Source organism: Streptomyces sp. NPDC047315 (assembly GCF_040643215.1).
GTDB lineage: Bacteria > Actinomycetota > Actinomycetes > Streptomycetales > Streptomycetaceae > Streptomyces.
Genome location: NZ_JBEYTZ010000005.1, coordinates 78446 through 100414, shown reverse-complemented (window position 1 = coordinate 100414; position 21969 = coordinate 78446). Strand labels below are relative to the sequence as shown.

The following is a 21969-nucleotide window of genomic DNA, read 5'->3' as shown; positions in this document are numbered from 1 at the left end:
GTCTATCTCTCTACCCACGGTGCAAGTACCCGAGCAATCCGGTCCGGCGTCAACGACGGGGGCTCCCCCCACACCGTCCGAGCCGAGTTCACCTTCCGCACCAGGCGGGCGACGAGGAACTCCCGTCCCGGTTCGTCCGCTTCCGCGAGCTGCTTCGAGTAGCGGATCGTGTCGACGATCGCCGACTTGATGCGCTCGTGTGCCAGGTAGAGGTCCAGTTCCGCGTCCGGCCCTGCCGTGCACTTCTCCGGAAGGCGGGTGCGCCACTGCCTCAGGAGCCCGGCGCGCTGGTGGTCGGGGTAGTCCATCTTGTGGAAGTGGACCGCAATCTCGTACAGGGGGTCGCCCCACAGCGCCAGCTCCCAGTCGAGGAACCAGGTCGCCCCGTCGGAGACGATCATGTTCTTGCGGTGGAGGTCGGCGTGCAGCACCACGAAGGGACGGCCGGTGACCGCGCCCCACCGCGGTTCGAGGACCGCGAGCGGCTCGTCCGGGATTCCCAAGCCGGCGAACACCGGGCCGTACTCGTCCCGGTGCGCGTCGTAGATCTCTTGGGTGAGTCGGGCCAGCAGCCTGCCGAACCCGCTGCTGTCGCCCGAAGCCGGCCAGTCTGACGGCAGGGGCAGCGCCTTCTCCTGCGGAATGCGGGCGAGCTGGTCCATCACGTCCACCACGTCGCCGATGACGTGGTCGGGCACCGCACTCCCCCGGGGGGAGAAACCGTCGAGTACCCGGCCCTCGATGAAGTGGTGGACTTGGAACCGGGGAGTCAGCGACACGTGGCGCAGCTCTGGTGCTCGGGCGACGTACGGTCGAATGCACGCGAGCACGTCCTCCTCGTTCCACACCCGCACGTCCATGACGTCCGCGCCTTCGAGGGGGATGCGTACGTTCACCTTCCCTTCGGGCGTCGACACCCCGACGTTCCGGTTGTAGTAGCCGGCTGCGGCTTCGCCCGATCCCTGGGCCTGCTCGTACAACTCCAGCCAGTTCACTCGCCCGCCTCCAGGAACGCGGACAGGACGGAGTCGGCGCGCCGTTGGAATTCGTCGACGGGGCCGAGCGGGCGCACGACGGGACGGGCCCTGTCGGCGAGCGCCGCCAACTCGGGATCGTCGATGCCGATCCGCTCCGCGGCCCGGTGGATCACCAGGATCAGTGAGGGATAGACCTGACAGGCCTCGAACTCCCGGGCCGCGTGCACCAGCAGTTCGCGGGTGCCCTGCCGGTCGCCCTGCCGCAGCAGGAGGAAGGCGCGGAACATGTCGGCCCGGGCCCGACCGGAGCGGTAGCCGGCGCGGTCGAGAGCCGCGTTGGCGTTGAGGAAGGAGGACGAAGCCCTGTCGTACTGCCCCAGCCTGGTCTGTGCCATGGCCATGGCGGTGTACGCCTTGCCGATCTCGTGCTGTGCGCCGAGGTCGCGCTGCACCTCCAGCGCAGACGAAGCCGCTTCCACCGCCGCCTGCGGATCCGTGAAGGCGTACAACTCGGCCCGGTTGGTCATGACGTTCGCCAGGCCCACCAGAGCGTTCGACGCCTGGTACTCGGCCTCGGCCTCGGCGAGGAGGCGTCCCGAGCTCTCGAAGTCCATCAGGAATCGGTACCCGAGGTGCATGAGCCGCTTCAGGTCGCCCCGGGTGACTGCTTCGTCGCCGGTGCAGATCCCGTGCACCTGTTCTGCCAGCGAGAACGCCCCGGGGAAGTCGCCCTGCCACATGCGGAGGTCGGCGACGCAGAGGCCGGCGGCCGGGCGCGCCTCGCCTCCGTGTTCCGTCCAGACCCGCTCGAAGATCGCGACGGCCAGGCTGCTCTGACCGGCGATGCGGCGGGCGTTGGCCCCCGCGAGGGCGAGCCGCGCGGACACCAGGTCCCGCACCGGCCGGTCCAGGTCCGGGGTGAGCGCTATGGCGCCCGCGGCGTCCCCCAGCTCCAGCCTCGACTCGGCGTCCAGGCAGTCCGCGGCGTCGTGGAATCCGACGGCCGCCTCATCGCCCGCGTCCTCGCTCCTCTCCGCCAGATGCTGCCTGAGGTCCTTCACGATCCCGTCGACGGCCTGCCTGCCGCTGAGCGTGACGGCCCGGTCGGCATGCCTCAGGATCCCATCCGGGCTGATGTCGGCGGCGCGCAGTCCGTGGTAGACGGCTTCACGCAGGGGTGAGAGGCGGGCCCTGCCTCCGCTCGGGCCCCGGCCGCCTTCCATCTGGTCCGCAAGCCCCTCCCAGTGGGCGCGCAGGACGCCGTGCACCCGTCGCTGAACCGCGGTCGAACGGTGGCGTTGCAGTGCGCCGATCATCAACTGGTGCAGTCGGTACCAGTCTTCGGGCAGGGGATAGGCGAAGGAATAGGCCGTGAGGGACTCCCAGACCAGCAGGTTCGCAGGCAGGTCGAAGGCTCGGGAGATGGCCTGGAACACCCCGAAGTCGAAGGTCCGGGCCGCACTCAGCAGCTCCAGGATCCGCACCTCGTCGGGGGCGACGTGCTGGAGGAACCTCTGGACGATCTCCTCGGATGTGGCCGAGTGCTCCTGCCGTGCCGCGTTCTGCAGATGGGTGTCGACGGCCAGATGGAGGTAAAAGGGCACGCCTTCGCTGGCCTCCGCGATCGAACGCTGCCGGGGGATCTCAGTGATGCCCGCCTGGGCGAGTAGTTCCAGCCGGGCGTCCATGGGAAGCCCGTCGATGTCGGTCCTGCTGATCACCGACTCCCATTCGGGGTCGTACACCGCCCAGGGCAAGGGCTCGCGGCTGGCCAGCACGGTCAGCCCGCCGTGCAGTTGGCCGAGCAGGTCGCGCAGCCAGGCGTCGGTGCCGAAGCTGCGACCGCCGGGCAGGGGCGTGGGGACGAGCGCTTCGTAGGCGTCGACGTACACGACGTAGGGTGCCTCTTCAGCGGAGGCCCTGAGTTCGTCGGCGAAGAGGTACGACACCGCGTGCCCGAGCTCCGCGTTGCTGAGCCCGTCGAGTTCGTTCAAGGTGGTGTCGGCTTCGATCCGTTGACGGCGCTGGCGGTTCTTCACAGCGTGCCCGGTGAGCCGCACCAAGCCGGCCGCCGTACCGAAGACCGGGATGCCCATCGCGTCGTCGAGGATCCGCGTGAGGATGTCGCTCTCCTCCGCGAAGGGGGTGTTCTGCCGGTTCAGTTGCAACTGCGGATGCACGCGCTGCCAGAGCACGGCGTAGGCGATGTCGAACCGGTCGAACTTCACTCCCTGGGCGCCGAACTCCATGCGGAGCACGGCGAGGGCGTCCTCCTGCTGGCGCATGGTCGGCAGCTGCAGGTCGAGACGGGCGGTCCGGCAGTTCTCCGGGGTGCGGTTGCGTAACTCCTGCAGCAGCCGGGACTTCCCGATGCCGCCCACACCTACGACGTTCAAGATGCGGGGTCCGTCGCCGATGGCGCGCAGTTCCCCGTCGTAGGCCGCGAGCGTGCCCTCTCGGTTGAAGAACTGTCGCTGCAAGGCCGACACACGCCGGTACTGCGGCCTGATGGACATGCTGACTCCCCCTGTATCGCTGCGCCCAGGCGAGGGCAGGCTATCCGTCCGCCGCAGGTACGGAAAGGGAAATCCGGGAGCACGGAGTGAGGCGCCCCCGGCGCGCGCCGGCGCGCCGAGTTCGGTGCCCGTCGCGCCCGAGCGAAGCCGTGGCCATGTAGCCAACGGGCCGTACGACGACTCGTGTTGACAGATCAAGGATACGATTCGGTCCGCGTCGTCCGGGAACCGAGCGGCGCCCGGCGCGCATCGGTATGGGCGCGGACCGGCGCACAGGAGCGCGGGCGCGCGGGGCACTCGGGGTGCGCCGGACGGACACGATGCAAAGGGCGGGGATCGTGACGTATGCAAGAGCCCGGCTGGGGTGGGGAACCCTCGCCGTGTGCGGGGTGCTGGTGGCCGGCTGCACCGGGGGCGGGGACGGGGGGAAGCCGGCGGCGAGCGGCGTGGTCGTCGCGTCGCCGGATCCGGCCGGGTCGCCGGTGCAGCCCATGGCGGAGGCGGACGCCGCGTTGCAGCCCACGACGGGGGAGCAGGCGCGGAAGGTGGTCGCCAAGCTGATCGCCGGGCCCGGGGACTTCGGTGCCGAGGTGAGCAAGTCAGTGCCGTACGAGAACGATCCGCGCACCTGGTCGGTGTTGGGGGGCAGTTGCGTCTGGAACCGCGAGCCCTTGCCCGACGACGTGTTGGCCTCCCTCACGCGGCACTTCGAGGTGCCGCCGACCGCCGGCAAGGGGCGGGTGCGGCTCTCCGCCACCGTCACGCTGCACCGCACCGCGCTGGACGCGGCCTGGGAGCAGTCCCGGATGATGGAGGAGGCCCTGGACTGCGACGAGCAGGTGCTGCGGAAGGGCGAGCGGCTGATCAAGCTGATACCGCAGCCGTCCCGGCAGGGGGAGGCCGCCAACCTGTACAGCGAGGACTCGCTGATGGAGGCCGGGGAGTGCGTCAGCGAGGTGCACGGCGGTCCGTATCCGTACTGGTGGCAGCAGGTGACGTACGGCTCAGCGGTGATCTCGACGTCGGTGTGCGGGGGCCGCGGATACGACGAGAACGCGCTGATGAAGATCGTGAGTGAGGCCCTGCCAGCGATGGAGCTCCGGGCACGTGGGGAAATGGGCTTCCAGCCCAAGGGGAAGGCCGGTGAGTCCTCATCCGGCGGGCCGTCATCCGGTGCACCATCCCCGGGCGGTGCGGCGTCGCCGTCCGCCGGGAAGGAGGGCAAGTGATGGAACGACTGCTTCCGTCCGACCCCTCGCGTCTCGGCGGCTATCGACTGCTCAGCCGGCTCGGCGCCGGCGGCATGGGCGTCGTCTATCTCGCGCGCGCCGAGAACGGCGACCTCGCCGCGGTGAAGGTGATCCAGCCCGAGTACGCGGAGGAGCAGGCGTTCCGGGCCCGCTTCCGGCGGGAGGTGGCCACGGCCCGCCGGGTGCGGAGCCCGTGGGTGGTGCCGGTGCTGGGCGCGGACACCGAGGCCGGGTCGCCGTGGCTCGCGACCGCGTTCGTGCCGGGGCCGTCGCTGGCCGAGGCGGTCGTGGAGTGCGGTGAGCTGCCGCCGCGGGCGGTGCGGCTGCTGGGGAAGGTGCTGGCGCGGGCGCTGGCCGCGGTGCACGCGGCGGGTCTGGTGCACCGCGACGTCAAGCCGGGCAACGTGCTGCTCGCGATGGACGGCCCGCGGCTGATCGACTTCGGCATCGCACGCTCCACGTCGGCCGAGGCGACCGAGCTGACCTCGGCCGGGGTCGTGGTCGGCACGCCGGGCTTCCTCTCCCCCGAGCAGGCGCGGGCCCGTGAGGTGGGCGCGGCGAGCGACGTGTTCTCGCTGGCGTGCGTGCTGGTGCACGCCGCCACGGGCCGGCTGCCGTTCGGCACCGGCGCGGTGGACGCGCTGCTGTACCGCACCGTGCACGACGCGCCCGATCTGACGGGTGTAGCGGACGAGGAGCTGCGGGAGCTGCTCGGGCGCTGTCTCGCCAAGGACCCCGCCGAGCGGCCGGGCGCCGCCGAGGTGGACGAGGCGCTGACGGAGGACGCGCCGGAGGGCTCCGTCGACTGGCTGCCGGATCCGGTGGTGCTGCTGATCGCCCAGCGCTCGGACGCGATGCTGGCGCTGCCGGGCATCGAGCCGACGCTCCTGCCGGAGGGCACCGTGCAGCAGCCCGTGCCGGGACGGCGCCGGTTCCTCGCGCTGGCCGCCGGCGGTGCGGCGCTGTTGGCGGCGGGCGGCGGGACGGCGCTGTGGGCCGGGCTGCGCGACGACGACAAGAAGCCGGTGGCCGGCCCGACGCGGACCATCGCCGTGCACGCGGACCTCAGCGGCCCGCGGAAGGCCGAGGGCATCGCGCAGGAACGGGCCGCCCGGCTGGCCGTGGAGGAGTTCAACGACCGGGCGGACAAGCCGTTCACGCTCCTGCTCGACGTGGTCGACGACAAGGGGGAAGCGGCCCGTGCCACCGGCGCGGCACGGCGGCTGACCGCCGATCCGAAGGTGCTGGCCGTCGTCGGACCGACCGGGCCCGTCTCCACCGCAGCCGCCGTGGAGGTCTACGAGCGCGCCGTGCTGCCGCTGGTCTCGGTGTCCGAGTTGTCGACCACCACCGCCCACGCCGCGCTGCACGAGGTCCCGAAGTGGTACTTCCGGGCCGCGCCGATCGGCCCGTACACGTCCTACGCGACGATGACGGCGCTCTTCGCACAGGGCGTCAAGCGCCCGACGATGCTGATCGACCGCGTGGGCGGCATCACGCGCTGGGAGCTGACCTACCTGGCCACGCAGGCGGCCCGGATACTCAAGCAGGACCTGTACGTGCGGGTGGTTCCGGAGCGGGCCCAGCCGGAGTCCGTACTGGGCGACATGCTCGCGCGGAAGGTCGACGGCCTCTACTACACGGGCACGCCGCAGCGGGCCGCCCGGGTCGCGCGCGCCGTGCGCGAACGCGGCTTCACCGGGCCCCGGTTCCTCGACGTGCACTCGGCGACGCCGGAGTTCATCGAGGCCGCGGGCGCGGCGAGCGACGGCTGGCAGGCGGTCACCTCCCACATCGGACCGGACGCCGCGCCGGTGCGGTCCTTCGCGCGCGCCCACCGCGAGCGCTACGGGTCCGCCCCGACGGCCGGTGCGGCGGAGGCGTACGACGCGACCCGCATGCTGGCGGACCGGATCTCCGCACTCCCGGGCGACGCCGGTCGCCGGCAGTTGGCGGACGCCTTGGCGAAGGTCCGGTTCAAGGGGTTGACGCACACCTTCGCGTTCGACGACAGCCGTTACCTCCAGGCGGAGCAGGTCCACCACCACACGATCAGGAAGGGCCGGTACACCTATGTCGGCCCCGTGAGCCTGCCCGCCTGACGGCCCGGCACGGACCGTACGGACAGCGAGGGACGACGCATGCGCGCACTACGGCCCGAGGACCCCGAGTCGCTCGGCGGCCACCGGCTGCTCGCCCGGCTCGGTTCGGGCGGCATGGGCACGGTCTATCTGGCCCGGGCCGGCGACGGAACGCCCGTCGCCCTGAAGGTGATCCGCGCCGAGCACGCCGCCGACCCGGCGTTCCGGGCCCGCTTCCGCCGCGAGGTGCAGTTGGCGCGGGGGCTCGCCGGGCGGTGGCTGGTGCCGGTGACGGCGGCCGACGCGGAGGCCGCGGCGCCGTGGCTGGCGACCGCGTTCGTGGCCGGCCCCTCGCTCGCCGAGGCGGTGGCCTCCCTCGGCGCGCTGCCGGCGGGCACCGTCGCCGCGCTCGGCGCCCGGCTGGCGCAGGCGCTGACCGAGGTCCACGCGGCGGGTCTGGTGCACCGGGACGTCAAGCCGGGGAACATCCTGCTCGCCCTGGACGGGCCGCGGCTGATCGACTTCGGCATCGCCCAGGGCGCGGGCCTCACCCTGCTCACCGCGCCGGACGCGGTGATCGGCACGCCGGGCTACCTCGCCCCGGAGCAGACGCGGATCCCCGGCGAGGAGGTGGCGGCGCCCAGCGACGTCTTCGCCCTGGGCTGCGTACTGGCGTACGCGGCGAACGGGCGGCGGCCGTTCGGGACCGGGGACCCCAGCGCGGTGCTGTACCGCACGGTCCACGAGGAGCCGGACCTCGACGGGCTCGACGCGCTGCTGCCGCCGGAGTTGGCCGGGGCGATCACCGACTGTCTGGCGAAGACGCCCGCGCAGCGGCCCACCGCGGCCGGGCTGCGGGAGGTGTGCGAGGCGTACGCGAAGTCCGACGGCGGCGGCTGGCTGCCGCCGGAGGCGCTGCGTCTGGTGGCCGACCGTTCGGCGCGGGCCCTGGACCCGCCGCCCCGGCCGCCCGCGGTGCAGGTCGGGTCCGGTGGTGCCGAGGAGCGCCCGCCCACCCGGCGCCGGGCGTTGGTGATCGGCGGTTCGGCGGTGGCGGCCGTCGCCGCGTCCGGGACCGCCGCCGCCGTGTTGCTGACGCGCCGCGACCCGGGCGGGCCGGCGGCCGGCCGTCAGGTGCCCACCCGCACGATCGGATTCCAGGCGGACCTCTCCGGTGGCCTCAAGGACGTCGGCAGGGCGCAGGAGCGCGGGGCGCGGATCGCGGTCGACGCGCACAACGCCCGCAAGGACGTGCCCTTCCGGCTCGCCCTCGTGGTCCACGACGACCGCGGGGAGGCCGGGCGGGCCGAGCAGGCCGCGCGGCGCCTGGTCAGCGACCCCGCGGTGAGCGCAGTGATCGGCCCCAACAGCGCTGCCGCGGCGCGCGTCGCCGCGCCCCGGTACGCGGCTGCGTCGATGCCCTTCTTCTTCGTCTCGCTGGACAAGAACGACGCCGGACCCGACGCGGACAGGATCCGCACCCTGTGCATGGTCCGGGCGCCACTCTCGTACCGCCACTACCCCGTGCTCTCCTATCTGACCCAGGTGGCCGACAGCCGCCGAACCGCGATCATCCAGGACGCCGAAGCCGGCCAGGCGATCCGTGCAGCCGTCCGGAGCCTGGGCAGCTCTCCGCCCAACCACGACCGGGGCGGCACGGCTCCGCTGCACGTGATGCCGGCCGCTCGGGACGACTTCACGCCGGTGGTCCGCGCGGCGCTGGGCACCGAGCCGCAGGCCGTGGTCTTCGCCGGCACCTCGGCGGTCCGCGCGGCGGCCTGCGCCCGGGCGCTCGCCGAAGCCGGATTCAAGGGAGCACGCGCCGGCTTCGAGCCCGCGATGCGCCCGGAGTTCTTGAAGGCGGCGGGCGCGGCGGCCGAGGGCTGGGTGTTCGAAGCCCCTTACGCGGAGCCCCAGTCGGCGACGACGAAGGCCGCACGGACGTTCACCGCCGCCCACCGCGAACGGTACGGCACGGCCCCTGGCCGCTGGTCAGCCGAGGCCCACGACGCGGTGGGGCTGATCGCCACCGCCCTGACCGCCTTCGGCTCAAGGACGTCCGTCGCCCCCGGAGAGGTGGCCGAGCACGTCTTCCGCTCCTCCTACGAAGGCGTGGCCAAGCCGCTCCACTACCAGTCCGACGTCACCCAGATGCTCCAGCTCAGGGAGTCGGCGTTCCTGTACCGCGTGCAGAAGGGTGCGTTCCGCTTCCTGGGCCGCTACGACCAGGTGAAGTGAGCTCGACCTGCACCGCACCCCGAGCCGCGGCCTCAGCGGCGGTGGACCTCCGGGTTCCACACCCGGCTGCACGTACGGCACTCCAGCATCCCGTTCAACCGGTCGTCGCTGACGACGGTGCGCGTACGGCCGCCGCCGCAGTCGGGGCACTTGCGGCCGTCGCGGTTGACCCAGCGGAGTTTGGGGCGCCACTCGGACAGCAGCCACGTCACACCCACGACCACGACGCCCAGCACCAGCAGCAGGGCCACACCGAGCACGGACACACGTCCCCCTTCGTGCAACGTGAGCGCATCGGGCTCGCGTTCGACGCATCGTAGCGTCGTCGCTGGTCACCGCGGATCGCACCGTTCGAGCGCCGAGGGCCGGCGTGAATCAGCCGGCTCATCGGCACCTCTACCACCATGTGGTGGCAGTGGCTACCGTGGGCGGTGTTCCTCAGTGCCTCCGCTGCTCCCAGCAGGACCTCCCTTGCTCCGCCTCCGCGTTCCCCTACCGCCAGGAGTGCGTCGTGAGAAGTGCTGACCGGAAGCCCACCCGCAGTCCGCAGAACCCGGGGGCGCAGTGCCTGGCCACCGCGCGCGATCGGCTCGCGGCGGACCTCGCCGCGCGCGTGGGGGCCGACGGGGCCGTCGCGAGCCCCTGCGCCAGCCGCACCCTGGAGACCGCGCTGGTGGTCGCCCTGCTGCGGGAGACGGAGTTGAACGCCCCGGCCCTGCGGCGCGCACGGCGCCATCTGTCGTCCCGCCCCACCGCGCACGCCTTCGACCGCGCGCTCGCCGCCGCCGCGCTCGGCCGTCCCGACGCGGCGGCGCCCGGCCGGGCGCTGGACTGGCTGGTGGGGTTCGACCACTTCACCGCCGACCGCAAGCGACTGCTGTTCACCACGGTCCTCGCCGCCCTGGACGTGCCCGGCTTCGCTCCCCCGGACCTCGCCGCCGAGATCGGCTACCGGGGCCTCGCGCCCTGGGTGGAGCTGCTGTTGTGCGCGTCCAGGGTGCTGCGGCTGCTGGCCGGCGGCGAACCCGTCGATGCCCACGTCGCCTTCCTGGTACGGCAGTTGGAGCACGGAAGCACCAAGAGGGTCTGGCAGGGCAACGTCCTCGCCCACGCCCTGGCGCTGATCGCCCTGCACCGCAGCGCGCCCGGCCATCCGTTGGTGGGCCGGGGCGTCGCGGGGCTGCTGTCGGTGCAGAACGACGACGGCGGCATGCCGTTCATCGAGGGGATGAACGTCTTCTGCACGGCCATCAGCGGCATCGCGCTGGCCGCCGCAGCCCCCGCGGCGCCGTCGGACGGCGCGGGCCCTTCGACGCTGCTCGCCATGGGCGACTTCCTCGCACGTCAGCAACTCCCGAACGGCGGGTGGGGATACACGGCCGGAGTGACCCAGGGGGACAGCGACGACACCGCGTACTGCCTGCAGTTCCTCGGCTCCGTCGATCCGCTCCGCTACGCGCAGCAGCTCGACGCCGGCCTCACGAACCTGGTGCAGCACGCCAATCCGGACGGCGGGATACCCACCTTCTTACCCGGGCACCCCTCCGAGGTCACCATGACGGCCGGCGCCGTGACCGTACTGGCCGGGCACCCCGCCCGACGTCCAGAGGTCCTCCGTGCCGCGGTGGACTTCCTGCTCGCCGAGCACGTCAACGGCGTGACGTACGAGCGCAGTTGGAGTCGTAGCGAGTCCAACTCGATCTATCGCGTGGTCACGGCGCTGCGCGCCGCAGCGCCGCTCCAGGACGCCCGCCGTCGGCAGGAGATAGCCGGGGCCGTCGCCGCGGCGACCCGCCGGCTTGCGCAGTGCCAGCGGGCCGACGGCGGTTGGGGGCAGGTGCCGGGCGAGCCCAGCGACGCGCTGAGCACCGCGTACGCGCTCCTGGCCACCGGCCGCGGCTCCGCCCCGTCGTGGGGTGCGGGTCTGGCGTATCTGCTGACCCAACAGGGCAACGACGGAAGAATCGTTTCCCGACCCGATCAGGCCGCTCCCCGTCCACTGCCGTACGACGTGCCCGTCCTCGCGGACGCCTTCGCCCTCTGGGCGCTGGGCACGCTCGGTCCGCGACCGGACGCCCCGGCAGCCGGCGCGGCCCCCTCGGCGAGATTCGGAGAGGTCACACGGTGAACGAGAACGAGGCACCCGTGCCGCCCGCGCGGGCGTCCGGACGCGGCGGCGACGGTGCGGACCTGGTCGAACGGCTCGCCCGGGCGCAACAGTTCGGGCCCGTCGCCGCGCTGCCCGACGGCAACGGCACCAGCGTGCTGGTGACCGGGCCCGACGCCGTCCAACACGTGCTGGCCAAGCGCACCGACCGCTACGGCAAGCGGCTGACCCGCACCCGCTTCCTGATGGGCGAGGGGGTCGTCGCCGCGACCGGCGACACGTGGAAGCGCCAGCGCAGGCTGTTGCAGCCGCACTTCACCGCGCGCGCCATCGGCACGTACGACGAGGCCATGCACGCCGCCGCGGACGCCGTGGCCGACCTGTGGGCCCAGTCCGCCGCCGACGGCCGCCCCCGGGACGTCGCCGCCGACATGCGGCACTACGCCCTCGACGTGATCTGGCGGTGTCTGACCGGACGCCCCGGCGACGAGGACACCTACCGGGACCTGGACGCCGTGAACACCATCTTCGCCTCCGTGCCCGCGCTGCCCACCGGCGACCCGGCGGCCGACCCCGTCATCGCCGCGCATGTCGCGACCGTCCACGCCGTCATCGACCGGGCCATCGACGAAGCCGACCGGACGGGCTCGGCACCGTGGCTGCTGCCCACCCTGCTGCGCGCCGGCGACCTGCCCGAACGCATCGTCCGCGACGAGGCCCTCAACCTGGTGGCCGCCGGACACGAGACCTCCGCCCACGCCCTCGCCTGGGTCTTCGTCCTGCTCGACGGGCACCCCCGGGTGCTCGCCGAGGTCCGCAGCGCCGGCGCCCCGGGGTCACCGGCCCGGCTCGCCGCCCTGCGCGCCGTCGTCAGCGAGGCCGTGCGGCTCTACCCCGTGGCCTGGCTGCTGCGCCGTCATGCCTTCGCCGACGACACCCTGTGCGGCCACCGCATTCCGATCGGCGCCACCGTGCTGATCAGCCCCTACCTCACGCACCGCGACCCCGCCCTGTGGCCCGATCCGCAGCGCTTCGACCCGGGGCGCTTCACCGACTCCGGGCACCGGCCCGCGCACCCGGCGGCCTACTTCCCCTTCGGCTTCGGCCCGCGGGCCTGTCTGGGCGCGCAGTTCGCCGTGCGCGAGATGACGATCGTCCTCGACCGCCTGCTGGCCCGCTTCACACCCGCCCTCCACCGCACGCCGTCCGCCCACTTCGGCCTCACCATCCGCCCCGACGGGCCCGTCACGGCCACCATCGGCGTCACGGGCGAGGGGTGAAGTCGTGCCGGCCGTCTGGCACGGGCCACACCCCGACCGCGCCGTCCGAGGGGCTGCGGCCGGGGTGCCGTCCCCGAGAGGGCTCCCACCGGGGGCGGCCGGTCGGCTCACCGGCGTACGGAACTCACTTCAGGCGTAACGCTCCCGAGGGGCACAGCCCGACCGCCTTCTCCACCGCCTCGGCGTCCTGACCGACGGGGTCCGCGACCAACTGGGTGACCAGCCCTTCCTCGTCGTCCTGGTCGAAGACCCCTGGTGCGGTCAGCACGCACATCCCGGCCCCGACGCACACCTCGCGATCGACCGTGAGCCTCACGTCGTCCTCCCTTCGCGACTGCCGACCGCGGCCGGCACCGTCAACCGACGATGACCATCGTGCACTACCAGGTGACGGGAAGGGCCTTGGCACCGTAGATGGCCATGGAGCTCTTCGTGCTGCGCAACGGCACCTCGTCGCCGGGGACGGCGAGGCGCAGCCCCGGGAACCGGGCTGCCAGCGCGGGGAAGGCGACGCGCATCTCCACCCGGGCCAGTTGCTGACCGAGGCACTGGTGGACCCCGTGGCCGAACCCGACGTGCCCGACGGGGTTGCGGCGCAGGTCCAGGGCGTACGGATCGGGGAACTTCGCCGGGTCGCGGTTGGCCGTCAACGACGCCAGCATCACGGTCGATCCGGCCTTCACCAGGTGGCCGTCGAGTTCGACGTCCTCCAGGGCGACCCTCGACAGCAGGGGCACGATGGTGAGGTAGCGCAGCAGTTCCTCGACCGCCGTGTCGACCAGCTCCGGCTCCGCGCACAGCGCCGCCCACTGGTCCGGGTGTTCCAGCAGGGCGAAGGTGCCCAGCGCGATCATGTTGGTCGTGGTGTCCAGACCCGCCGCGAGGAGCAGCACGCCGACGCCGGTGAGTTCCTCGTCGGTCAGGTCGCCGGTGGTGAGGTCGCTGAGCAGGTCGTCGGTGGGTGCGGCGCGTTTGGCCACGACGAGTCGGCGCACGTAGTCCTTCAGCGCGGCGAACGCCTCGTACTGCTCTTCCTGGGTGGCGTCGTCCTTGGAGACCCTGGCGATGAAGGCCTCGAAGCGCTGCCGGTCTTCGTAGGGCACGCCGAGCAGTTCGCAGATCACGGTGGCGGGTATCGGCTGGGCGAAGGCCGTGACGAGGTCGACCGGCCCGCCGTGCCGCTCCATGGCGTCCAGGTGCTCGGCGGTGATCTGCTCGACGCGCTCGGTGAGCTGCTTCATCCGGCGTACGGTGAACTTGCCGGTCAGCAACTTGCGGAAGCGGGTGTGCTCCGGTGCGTCCTGGCTGATGAAGATGCCGGGGTCCGCGGGGGGATCCGTCCTCAGCGGGCCCGGGGCCGGTGGGTGGACGAGTTCGATGCGCGCGCTGAACCGCGGGTCGGCGAGCACGCGGCGCACCATGGCGTGGCCGGTGGCCAGCCACCCCTCGTGGCCGTCCGCGAAGGCCAGCGGGGTCAGTGGCGCCCTCGCGCCGATCCGGGCCAGTTCCGCGGGTGGGTCGAAGGGGCACCCCGGGGGGCGTTCGGTGGGCAGCTCAACGGCGAGTTCCGCCATGGTGTCACCTCGCAGGTCGATGGAGGATCACTGCGTTTCGACGTTAGAAACGGGCCGAATTGCCGGTCAATGGCCGTTCTGTTGAATTCGCGGCGTCGTCGCTGGTCAGTACCGCATTTGCCGATTGCAACGACCGTGCCGATTAATGCACGTGGCTGAAGGTGCGTTGCCACGCCCGGTGCCCGGTGCGGATACTGGCGGCCAATCGACCGGATCGAAGGAGTCGGCCGACATGCCAGGACGCAGGCTGACCAGGGCCGAACGGCGGCAGATCGGCGAAGGGTTGGCGCGGGGCCTGGAGTACGCCGCCATCGCCCGCGCCCTGGGTCGCCCCGCGTCGACCGTGCTGCGCGAGGTCGCACGCAACGGCGGGCCCGGGCGCTACCACGCGGAGATGGCGCACCTGGCGGCGAGCCACCGCGCGCGGCGCAGGCCCCGCCCCGCGGCACGGCCGATCGAGGAGCACTCCGGCCCCGCTCCGCACGCGAAGGCCGTGTTCGTGACCGAGTTCAGCGCGGCGCTGGTCGAGACGGGGCTGTCGCGCACCGCGGCCGGCGTGCTGGCCTGGCTGTACGCATCCGAGTCCGGCAGTTGCACGGCCGCCGAGTTGGCGCAGCGCCTGAAGGTCAGCGCCGCGTCCGTCTCGCAGGCCGCCGCGCTCCTGGAACGGCACGCGCTGATCCGTCGCGGCCGTGACGGTCGGGGCCGACGGCACCGGTACTTCCTCGACGACGAAACGAGCTTCCGCGCCGTGATGGTCGGCGTACGCGCCAACCGTCGGCTTGCCGCGACCGCGCTGCACGGTGCAGACGCCTTCGGGGCCGACACCGTCGCCGGGGCGAGGCTCGCGACGACGGGTCGGCTCCTCGAACGGCTCGGCAGCGACTTCACGCGGTGCGTGGTGAGGTGTTGGCCGGACGCGGCGGACGAGGCGCGGGAGTTCAGCCGAAGTAGCTCGTGATCCGCAGGTCCCGGAAGACGAATTCGTTCGTCCCACGTGCGGTGTGCTCCTCGTTGCCGACACGTCTTCCCCGCGCCACACGGTGTCGTCGCGGCAGGGGCGGCATTGACAGCCGCCGGGGATCGGCGCCACGGTGAGGGGTCTGTCGTGACCCGAGGCTGGAGGTCGTCCCTTGGCCGGTTCATCAGCACCCCGTTCGGACACCGACCTCGTCGAACGCGTACGCGAACGACTACCGCTCGTCCGCTCGCACTCGGCGAGCGCCGAGGAGCGGCGGCGGGTGACGGGCGAGGTCGTGGCGGCGCTCTCGGACGCCGGGATCCACCGGATGAACGTCCCCCGCCACTACGGGGGTTACCAGTCCACCTTGCGCACGCAGATCGACGCGCTGAGCGAGGTCTCCACCGCGTGCGGTTCGGCCGGGTACGTGGCGATGATCCAGGTCGGGAACGCGTTCATCGCGGCCCTGTTCCCCGACGAGGCTCAGGACGAGATCTTCACCGGTCCCGACGTACGGGTCGGCGGCACCCTCATCCCGACCTCGAAGGCCGTTCCGGTGGACGGCGGCTACGTGGTGAACGGCAACTCCCCCTTCGCGACGGGCTGTCAGGACGCCGACTGGCACCTGCTGACCGCACTGGACCACTCCGGGGACGGCCCGCCGAAGATGCTGTGGCTGGCGATCCCCATGACCGACCTCGAGGTGCTGGACGACTGGAACGTCACCGGTCTGGTGGGGAGCGGCAGCAACACCGTGGTGGCTCGGGACGTGCACGTGCCGGCCCACCGCGTCCTGCCGGTGGAGCCGCTGCTCGCGGGCTCGTTCCCGTCGCGGCGCAACGGCGCCGACCCGTTCTACCGGATGCCGGTGCTGCTGCTGTTCTGCGCCTGGGCTGCTGCGAACGCCGTCGGCATGGGGCGGGCGGCCCTGGCGGAGTTCGAGGAGCGCATCCACCGGCGGGGCATCACGTACACGTTCTACGAGCGCCAGCACGAGGCGCCGGTGACGCACCTTCAGTTCGCCGAGGCCGCGATGAAGGTCTCCTCCGCGGAGCTGCTGGCCGACGACATGGTGGCGCTGATCGAATCCAAGGCGCGGGACGCACAGCCGTACACGACGCAGGAGCGGGCCAGGGTCAGGGCGCAGTGCGGGTATCTGACGCGGCTGTGCAAGGAGGCCGCCGATCTGATCGGTTCCGCTTCGGGCGCCTCGGCCCTGCACCGGGAGGTCCCGATCCAGCGGATCGTACGGGACCTGAACGCCCTGAGCGTGCACTCGTTCGTCAACCCCGCCGCCAATCTGGAGCTGTACGGCAGGGTGCTGTCGGGGCTCGACGCCAACACGCCCTTCCTGTAGACGCACTCCCCCGGGAAGCCGGGAAGTACCGGAAGGTGCCAGGGCTTCTCCTTCGACGCCATCGGGAAGACCTACGCCGCCATGGGGGTGCGTGCACTGCCAGTTCGCCTTCGTGGCCAACGTGTCCACCACGACCGTCGCCTTCGTGAGCACGACGGGTGCGACGGGTGCGACGGGTGCGAACGGCCCGGTGATCGACGACGTCTGCGTCGAGCCCCGGTCGTCCTGCCCGTCCTGCGCGGCCCGCTGACGGAGCGCAGCGCGCACAGCTCCCGTCGTCGCCCCGATGCGTGACGCGGCGCGCGGTCGGGAGCCGGGTCAGACCGTCGGAGAGGGCCCGCGCCGTCTTCCGGTATCCGGGCACGCCTTCACCCTCTCCGGGCCAGGACCGGCCTCATCCTGGCTTGATTTCATCGTGAAATCATCTTGGTGAAGGTTGAGTCGTGCGGTAATGTCTTTGCGCATGCCACCAGGAAAGTCGTAAGTTGCAGCACGGCTAAAATGTCTGAATCACTCCATGTGATCCGTGCGCCACTTTCATGGGGCCCAACTACTGTGCGTGCGACACCTCGACCCCGCCCGCGGGGTTGGTCGATCAATATCCAGCACTTCACATCCAAGCGATCAAGCGCAATATGAGAACGCGCGATCACCTCTGCCTTTCATGGCGATCTCATCGATGGGTCCGTTCGCCTGCCCGCGAATACGCCGTCCGGAGAAGGATGCTGTGCGAAATGTTATGGACGAAGGTTTACCGCTACTGCCACCGCAATTACGCACCTGGACTGCGCAGACCCATGACCTGACCAATCCGGTTTTCTCCATCTGTGACTATCTGGAGATCCACGGGCGCATCGATCCCGACGTGATAACCGCAGCGCACCTGCAGGTGGAGCGGGAGGTCGATGCGCTGCGCCTGCGCATCGACACCGTGGCCGGGGAGCACCGGCAGTTCGTCAAGGCGGAGCCGTCCCCGCTGCACCGGATCTACGTGAGCGACGATCCCGATCCCCGCACGGCGGCGCTGACCTGGATCGAGGCGGACGTCCGGCTGCCCGCGGACCCGGAGCGGCTGTGCACCGCCGCGCTCATCGAGACGGCGCCGGATCGGTTCCTGCTCTACCGGAAGGTCCATCACGCCGTGATGGACGGCTGGAGCCTGGCGTTGGTCTTCAACCGCACCGCCGCCGTGTACCGCGAACTCGCCGCCGGTCGCAGCGGCGCGGACGGTGCGCTCACGCCGTTCTCGCGCCTGGTGGAGGGCGAGGCGGCGTACCGGGCGGGGAAGGGGTTCGCCAGGGACCGCGAGCACTGGCTCGACGCCTTCGCCGACCTGCCGGAGCCCGTCGGGCCGTCCCGCGGGCGAGCCGCGGTGGGCGCCGGCCGGCGGCGGCGCCGGCAGCTCGCGCCCGAGCTCGTGGCCAAGCTCGGCGACACCGCGCAGAGCCTGGGCGTGACCTGGTCGGACCTCGCGGTGAGCGCGATCGCGGCCTACGTGGGAGCGGCGGCGGGCACCTCGGACGTGCTCCTCGGGCTGCCCACGGCCGGACGGCTCAGCCCACAGGCGCGCAGGGCGCCCGGCATGGTCACCAACATCCTTCCGCTACGGGTCCCCTACGACGCCGGAGCCGCCCTCGCCGACCACGCGCGGCGCGTCTCCCGCGGGGTGCGCGAGGTGCTGCTGCACTCGCGCTACCCGACCGCCGAGCTGTCCCGCGACGTCGCCGAGCGCGGCGGGTCGGGGCGCCTGTGGGCCGCGATGGTCAACGTCATGCTCTTCGACCACCGGCTGGACTTCGCCGGTGCGCCGGCGACCGTGCACACCGCCTCGATCCCGCTGACGGTCGACCTGACCGCGTACCTGCTCCAGATCGACACGGCCGGCACGGTGGAGCTCATCCTCGACACCCATCCGGACCTCTACGACGAGCAGGCGACCGACAGCCACCTGGAGGGGCTGTTGTCGCTGCTCGACGCCGTGGCCGCGGCGGGCCCGCAGACCCTGCTGCGCGAGGTCTGTCCCGAGCCGCTGCCGGCCCCCTGACCCGCGCCCCACGTCACCTCGCCCCGCCGCAGCCGAACTCCGCGCCGGTGCGCCCTTCACGCACGCCCGCGCCACAGCACCGTTCGACGCTCACTGCTCACTGCTCGCCGTTCGCTGCTCCACGCACACCGCCCGGACCGCGGGCCGCCCGTGCCCCGGGCCGCCCTCCCCCACCGGTCAGCACCGACTGCCACCAGCGGAAACGGAGACAGAACCATGGAGGCCCCGACAGGCCAGAGCGCATCGCACGAGCCCAACGGTCCCCCCGACACGGCCGAACTGAAGGCGACCCTGAAACGTCTGCGCACCGAGCCGCGCGGCTGGGTCTTCACCCTCAAGGTGGGGCTGTGCGCCGTCCTCACCGCAACCGGCGTCGCCCTCGCACTCCAGCCGGCCCTCTGGAGCCGGATCGTCGGAGTGGTCCTCACCGGCGCCATGTTCGCGCACGCCGCGGAGCTCCAGCACGAGACGCTGCACAACCTGGCGTACCGCCGGCGCCGGGCCAACACCGTCTGCGGCGTCGTCCTCGGGATGCCGATGCTGATCTCCTTCGCCGCCTACCGGGCCACGCACATGCGCCACCACCGTGACCTGGGCACCCCGCAGAACCGGGAGTTCTTCGACTACGGCGACCAGTACGGGACCAGGGGCGACCGGTCGAGGCTCGCCGCCGGCTTCGACTGGGCCGCGCGGTTCACGATGGTCCACCACTACGGACTCTTCGCCGCCAACCTGTGGCGCTCGCTGCGCCGGAGGGACTTCGCGGGGGAGAACGCCCGCGTCTCGCGCCGGATACGACGCGACCACCTCCTGACGGCGGGCGCGGTCCTCGCGCTGGCGCTGCTCTCCTGGTGGACGGGGACGGCCGTCGTCCTGTGGGCGTGGCTGCTGCCCCTGGTGCTCGTCGCCGCTCCGGTGCACGCCGCGATCGAACTGCCCGAGCACTACGGGTGCGAGACGTTGAACCGCGATCCGTTCGCCAACACCCGCACGATCCGCTCCAACCGATTCGCCACGTGGTTCACCAACGGCAACAACTACCACGTCGAACACCATTTGATGCCCAATCTCCCCATCGAGCGGCTACCGGATCTGCACCGGGAAGTCAGGGGCCGCATCCGGTATTTCCACCGCGGCTACATCGAGTACTTCGGCAAGTTGGTCCACAAGTGATCCGGAGGATTCGACCGTGCACGTGACATTTCGCCTGGCTTCCACCGAAGCGGAACACGCCGACGTACTCGAACTGCGCGACGCGGTATACGTGCAGGACCAGGAGAGGTTGGCCGACGCCACCGACACCGCCGCCACCTTCGACCGGTTCGACGGCCAAGCCCAGTACATCGTGGGATATCACGGTGATAACGCGGTGGGCACCATCAAGGTCGTGCCGGACTCCCCGCTCGGACTGCCCTGTGACGACACCGTCGACCTCTCCGGTTTGCGTCCGGGAAACCGGCTCGTGGAATTCGGGCACCTGATGACGCTGCCGACGGTGCGGAGCCGGAACATCGGCGTCGCGCTGATGCGCGAGGCGCTGGTGCACAGCGTGCGCGTGCACCGTGCGACGCACGTCCTCGGTGACTTCTTCGTCGACGACGACTCCGGTGGACTGCGGAGCTTCTACCGGGCCATCGGATTCGTCGCCCTGCACGAGCCCTACCGCGACGTGCGCTTCCAGGGCGCGCCCCTGAGCCTGGTCGCCGTGCTGGACACGGTCGACGCGGCGCGGCGGGCGCGCGCCGACGAGCACCGCCGCAACCGGATGCTGCAGTTCTTCTTCGGCGACTACGACACCTACGCCGGCGACCTCCCGAAGGAGGTCACGCATGCGCACCCGGCGCCAACTGCTGGCTGAGGGGAAGGCCGCCCACAACCACCCCACCTACGCGCGGATGGCCTTCGTCATGGGGTGCGGAGTACAGGGCCGCGGCGAGGGCAGCCGGGTCCTGGACGAGGACGGGTCGTCCTTCCTCGCCCTGTTCGACCAGTACGGCAACCAGTCCTTCGGCTACGCACACCCCCGGATCGTGCAGGCCGTGCGCGACCAGTTGGACAGCGGCGTGCTGAACAGCACCAAGATCATGTTCGAGGAGGTGCAGATCCGGCTCTCCGAACGCCTCGCGCGGACCACCGGGAACCGGCTGCCGTACTCCTACCTCGCCAACGGCGGCGGGGAGAGCATCGACAACGCGCTCAAACTGGCCCGGGCCGCCACCGGCCGCCCCGGTGTCGTCAGCGCCCGCGGCTGCTTCCACGGCAAGACCCTGGCCACGCTCAGCGCCTCCGGCAGGCCGGAGCACCGGGACCGACTCGGCCCGTTCATGGACCACTTCCAACAGGTGCCCTTCGGTGACGTGGACGCGCTCGCCCAGGTCCTGGACGACGGCGTCGGCGCCGTCCTGTTGGAGCCGGTGCAGGCGGAGGCCGGCGTCATCGTGCCGCCGCCCGGCTACTTCCGGGAGGTGCGCCGGCTGTGCACCGAGGCCGGTGCCCTGCTGGTGCTGGACGAGATGCAGACCGCCTTCGGCCGCTGCGGCACGTTCTTCGCGCACGAGCAGTTCGGCATCACGCCGGACCTGGTGTGCGTGGGCAAGGCGTTCGGCGGCGGGGTGCTGCCCGTGTCGGCGGTGCTCGGCACCGAGGAGGTGTGGGCCGTGCTGCGGGAGTTGCCCTCCACCTTCGGATCGAGCCTGGGCGGCAATCCGCTCTCCTGCCGGGTGGGGTTGGAGACCGTCGCCATCGCCTCCGACGAGGCGTTCTTGGCCACCGTCCGGGACCGGGCCGCCACCATCGGGCAGCGGTTGGCCGCAGCCGCGCGACGCCACCCGGGCGTGGTGGCCGCGCACCGGGGTCTGGGCATGATGCACGGCATCGAGTTCCACGACGAGGCGACCGCGGGACGGGTGCTCGGCCGGCTGCTGGAAGAGGGCATCACCTCCACGTACTCCCTCTACAACCCGAGGGTGCTGCGGGTGCAGCCGCCCATGGTCATCACCGTGGCGGAACTCGACCACTGCCTGTCCGTCCTGGACGCGCTGCTGGCCGAGGCAGCCGCACCGCGCGGCGCCGCGGACCGCGGGCCGGCCGACGAGCCGGGCGCCCTGCTGTCGCCCGTCACCCGCACGGTGCGGCTGCCGCACTCCGTACCGGACGTCCTGGCCGCCCTGCACGCGGCGCCGCGGGCCCTGGACCCCTTCGCCGCCGACGGCCTGCGGTCGACGGTCGGCTTCGACCCCGAGTTCGCCGGGCGCCTCGGCTCGGACCCGGTCGTCTGGGCGGACCGGGCCGAGGTCATTGACCGCGGGGTGCGGCTCGCGGCCGAACCCGGCTGGCTGTGGCGCACGTTGGAGCGCGAGACGACGGTGACCCCCGACGACGACGGAGGCAGCGTGCTGCACGTCCGCGTCGCCTGGGACACCGACAGCGGCGCTTACGAGGACATGCTCGGCGGACGCATCGGCTTCCTGGTCGACCGGGGGCTGAGCGAGCGGCTGGCGGCCTTCCCGTCCGTACTGCCCGAACCCGTGCGAAGCCCTGCCCGAAACCCCCGGTGAGCCCCGCGTCCCACCGTCCCGCACCAC

Annotated in this window: 17 protein-coding genes; 12 read left to right on the top strand and 5 right to left on the bottom strand. The window is 72.0% G+C overall.

Annotation, left to right across the window (positions count from 1 at the left end; all coding sequences use genetic code 11):
• Positions 1–2: 2 nt before the first annotated feature.
• Together ABZ842_RS06990 and ABZ842_RS06985 are read right to left on the bottom strand one after the other, a co-directional pair.
• Positions 3–995: an aminoglycoside phosphotransferase family protein gene (locus ABZ842_RS06990; protein ID WP_361532936.1), complete on the bottom strand. Its 993-nt coding sequence runs from the start codon at positions 993–995 to the stop codon at positions 3–5.
• Positions 992–3493, bottom strand: a complete 2502-nt coding sequence (locus tag ABZ842_RS06985; protein WP_361532933.1) for a hypothetical protein — start codon at positions 3491–3493, stop codon at positions 992–994. Before ABZ842_RS06985 ends, ABZ842_RS06990 begins: the two co-directional genes overlap by 4 nt.
• Before the next feature lie 338 nt (positions 3494–3831).
• Here ABZ842_RS06985 and ABZ842_RS06980 point away from each other — a divergent pair, with 338 nt between their 5' ends.
• From ABZ842_RS06980 to ABZ842_RS06970, 3 genes are read left to right on the top strand one after another with little or no spacing between them, the layout of a single operon-like run.
• Entirely contained in the window at positions 3832–4722 is an 891-nt protein-coding gene (locus ABZ842_RS06980; RefSeq protein ID WP_361532930.1) for a hypothetical protein, read from the top strand.
• Positions 4722–6845 carry a bifunctional serine/threonine-protein kinase/ABC transporter substrate-binding protein gene (locus ABZ842_RS06975; protein ID WP_361532928.1) on the top strand — a complete coding sequence of 708 codons (2124 nt, stop codon included), beginning with the start codon at positions 4722–4724 and terminating at the stop codon, positions 6843–6845. The genes ABZ842_RS06980 and ABZ842_RS06975 overlap by 1 nt, the downstream gene beginning before the upstream one ends.
• A 39-nt stretch (positions 6846–6884) precedes the next feature.
• The gene (locus tag ABZ842_RS06970) at positions 6885–9062 is read left to right on the top strand and encodes a bifunctional serine/threonine-protein kinase/ABC transporter substrate-binding protein (protein WP_361532925.1); all 2178 of its coding nucleotides are present in this window, start codon (positions 6885–6887) and stop codon (positions 9060–9062) included.
• A 32-nt stretch (positions 9063–9094) separates the two neighbouring features.
• Here ABZ842_RS06970 and ABZ842_RS06965 read toward each other — a convergent pair whose 3' ends face one another.
• On the bottom strand, positions 9095–9328 hold the full coding sequence (locus tag ABZ842_RS06965; RefSeq protein WP_361532922.1) for a hypothetical protein: 234 nt from the start codon (positions 9326–9328) through the stop codon (positions 9095–9097).
• A gap of 245 nt (positions 9329–9573) precedes the next feature.
• On the opposite strand from ABZ842_RS06965, the gene ABZ842_RS06960 reads away from it, so the two are divergent.
• On the top strand, positions 9574–11190 hold the full coding sequence (locus ABZ842_RS06960; RefSeq protein WP_361532919.1) for a prenyltransferase/squalene oxidase repeat-containing protein: 1617 nt from the start codon (positions 9574–9576) through the stop codon (positions 11188–11190).
• The gene (locus ABZ842_RS06955; protein WP_361532916.1) at positions 11187–12449 is read left to right on the top strand and encodes a cytochrome P450; all 1263 of its coding nucleotides are present in this window, start codon (positions 11187–11189) and stop codon (positions 12447–12449) included. Before ABZ842_RS06960 ends, ABZ842_RS06955 begins: the two co-directional genes overlap by 4 nt.
• Before the next feature lie 124 nt (positions 12450–12573).
• Here the strand turns inward: ABZ842_RS06955 and ABZ842_RS06950 are convergent, their stop codons facing one another.
• Positions 12574–12765: a (4Fe-4S)-binding protein gene (locus tag ABZ842_RS06950; RefSeq protein WP_361532913.1), complete on the bottom strand. Its 192-nt coding sequence runs from the start codon at positions 12763–12765 to the stop codon at positions 12574–12576.
• A gap of 64 nt (positions 12766–12829) precedes the next feature.
• The gene (locus tag ABZ842_RS06945) at positions 12830–14023 is read right to left on the bottom strand and encodes a cytochrome P450 (protein WP_361532910.1); all 1194 of its coding nucleotides are present in this window, start codon (positions 14021–14023) and stop codon (positions 12830–12832) included.
• 232 nt (positions 14024–14255) lie between these two features.
• Between ABZ842_RS06945 and ABZ842_RS06940 the strand changes: the two genes are divergently transcribed.
• From ABZ842_RS06940 to ABZ842_RS06910, 7 genes are all read left to right on the top strand, one after another.
• On the top strand, positions 14256–14984 hold the full coding sequence (locus ABZ842_RS06940) for a helix-turn-helix domain-containing protein (RefSeq protein ID WP_361532907.1): 729 nt from the start codon (positions 14256–14258) through the stop codon (positions 14982–14984).
• 172 nt (positions 14985–15156) lie between these two features.
• Positions 15157–16341 carry an acyl-CoA dehydrogenase family protein gene (locus ABZ842_RS06935; RefSeq protein WP_361532904.1) on the top strand — a complete coding sequence of 395 codons (1185 nt, stop codon included), beginning with the start codon at positions 15157–15159 and terminating at the stop codon, positions 16339–16341.
• A gap of 121 nt (positions 16342–16462) precedes the next feature.
• Positions 16463–16591: a hypothetical protein gene (locus ABZ842_RS06930; RefSeq protein WP_361532901.1), complete on the top strand. Its 129-nt coding sequence runs from the start codon at positions 16463–16465 to the stop codon at positions 16589–16591.
• Between the two features lie 489 nt (positions 16592–17080).
• The gene (locus ABZ842_RS06925; RefSeq protein ID WP_361532898.1) at positions 17081–18385 is read left to right on the top strand and encodes a condensation domain-containing protein; all 1305 of its coding nucleotides are present in this window, start codon (positions 17081–17083) and stop codon (positions 18383–18385) included.
• Between the two features lie 216 nt (positions 18386–18601).
• Positions 18602–19558, top strand: coding sequence for a fatty acid desaturase (locus ABZ842_RS06920; RefSeq protein ID WP_361532895.1), 957 nt, complete (start codon positions 18602–18604; stop codon positions 19556–19558).
• Between the two features lie 16 nt (positions 19559–19574).
• Complete coding sequence (locus ABZ842_RS06915; protein ID WP_361532892.1) at positions 19575–20243, top strand: GNAT family N-acetyltransferase; 669 nt, start codon at positions 19575–19577, stop codon at positions 20241–20243.
• Positions 20215–21942 carry an aspartate aminotransferase family protein gene (locus tag ABZ842_RS06910; protein WP_361532889.1) on the top strand — a complete coding sequence of 576 codons (1728 nt, stop codon included), beginning with the start codon at positions 20215–20217 and terminating at the stop codon, positions 21940–21942. The genes ABZ842_RS06915 and ABZ842_RS06910 overlap by 29 nt, the downstream gene beginning before the upstream one ends.
• Positions 21943–21969 lie beyond the last annotated feature (27 nt).